We start from the raw sequence: 1,622 nt of genomic DNA on the forward strand, positions 1-1,622 counted from the left end.
TGAAAGCGGCGGTGGTAAAAAATAACTTTATTGATTCTCTAAGAGCAATCGACCAAGATCTCGTGAAAACAGCGGTTGGAAGTGAGCGTTTCCAACAATGCTTCTTTGAGCATTGCCAAAACCAAGAAATCGTTGATTATGTTCGTTCACTATTAGATTAATTAGAGCGTTTAGTTCTGATAGAGCCAGCCTTGTTTGAAGTGACCCCGTAAAGTTGGACATTTCTGTTAAGCGGCTTTCAAGGCCTGAGTTCGATATTCTATCGGAGTCAGGCCTTTTAGTTTCACTTTTATACGTTTGGTATTGTAGTACTCGATGTATTCTTTAATTTGCTCTATCAGAGCATCTGCATCTTCAAAGCTTTGGTTGTGATACATCTCTGTTTTGAGTAAAGCAAAAAAGTTTTCAGCAACCGCATTATCCAAGCAGTTACCTTTTCTCGACATGCTTTGTGTTAACCCACTCTCCGCTACCTTTTTCTGATACTGTCGATGACGATATTGCCAACCTTGATCGCTATGTATAATTGGCTTTGAGTTGGGTTTGAGCTTTGATATGGCTTCCGTTAGCATATCCGTGACAAGCGGCAAGCAGGCATTTTTGGCCACTCTATAAGCCACTACCTCCTGAGTAAACAAGTCGACCACGGGAGACAAGTATACTTTCTGCTCTTTGACTTTGAACTCCGTGACATCAGTTACCCACTTTTCATCGGGTTGAGTCGCACTAAAATCTCTTTCAAGCAGGTTAGGAGCAGCTGTTCCAGACTCTCCTCGGTATGAACGATACTTTTTAATCCTGACCGTCGATTTAAGGTTGAGCTGAGCCATAAGCCTTTGAACCGTTTTGTGATTAAGCACGAACCCCTGATTTTTTAGTTCCAAGTGAATACGGCGGTAGCCGTATCGACCCTTATGTTCATGATAAATTGACTTTATCAACCGCAGCTCACGTTCGTAGCTATTTGGGCGCTTGTTTGTTTGAGCTTGATAATAAAAGACACTTTTTGCCAGCTGTAGAGTCTGCAGTAAGTGCTTCAGCGGGTACTTGCCTTTAAGAGTTAGAGCTATGACCGCTTTTTCTTTGTTCGACGGTTTTTTTCCTGCTCCAACTCTTCCAACTTTTTTAGAACGGCATTCTCGGTTCGTAAGTAGACCAACTCCTCTTTTAGCTCCTCAAGTGTCATTTCATTATCAGGCTTAGTGGTACGTTGAGGTTGCTGTTTCATTGAGGGTCTTCCTTTCTGGCGCATTTTGAGCCCCTTGATACCGAGCTCATTAAATCTTTTGAGCCAGACAGAGAGTATCCCAGGGGATGAGAGGTTTAATACAGCGCTAGTGTGCGTGAGAGACCATTCATTCGTCCACATTAAATTCAATGCTTTTCGTTTTGTTTGAGCAGTCGCGGCATGCTTAGTTGGTAAAAATGAATCAGTACCATGGATGGCAAAGACTTGAGCCCAATACCGTATCTGCCTTGAAGAAATTGAATATTGTTTTGCTAAATAGAGAGATGACGTGCCATCTAAGTATTGCTTAGCAATGATACATTTTAGCTCACGGCTATATTTGGACATAAAAAGACCCCCAATAATTGGTGTCCAACTATTGGGGGTCAGTTCA

General features: G+C 42.1%; 2 protein-coding genes and 1 pseudogene. 1 reads left to right on the forward strand and 2 read right to left on the reverse strand.

Translation table 11 applies throughout. The annotated features are described in order from the left end of the window. A pseudogene (locus AB4486_RS23425) lies at nt 1-161 on the forward strand (hypothetical protein); the annotation flags it as partial. A 66-nt stretch (nt 162-227) separates the two neighbouring features. On the opposite strand, the gene AB4486_RS23430 reads toward AB4486_RS23425, so the two are convergent. Both AB4486_RS23430 and AB4486_RS23435 read right to left on the reverse strand, forming a co-directional pair. Further along, entirely contained in the window at nt 228-1,070 is an 843-nt protein-coding gene (locus tag AB4486_RS23430; protein ID WP_106427183.1) for an IS3 family transposase, read from the reverse strand. After that, nucleotides 1,067-1,576, reverse strand: coding sequence for a helix-turn-helix domain-containing protein (locus AB4486_RS23435; protein ID WP_029236503.1), 510 nt, complete (start codon nt 1,574-1,576; stop codon nt 1,067-1,069). The genes AB4486_RS23430 and AB4486_RS23435 overlap by 4 nt, the downstream gene beginning before the upstream one ends. Nucleotides 1,577-1,622 lie beyond the last annotated feature (46 nt).

It is taken from the genome of Vibrio sp. 10N.222.55.C6, assembly GCF_041473395.1.
In the GTDB taxonomy this organism is placed as follows: domain Bacteria; phylum Pseudomonadota; class Gammaproteobacteria; order Enterobacterales; family Vibrionaceae; genus Vibrio; species Vibrio crassostreae_C.

Bases quoted from the DNA above. Each gene is read 5' to 3' on its own strand.
- AB4486_RS23435 (WP_029236503.1), bottom strand. From the start codon at position 1,576: ATGTCCAAATATAGCCGTGAGCTAAAATGTATCATTGCTAAGCAATAC.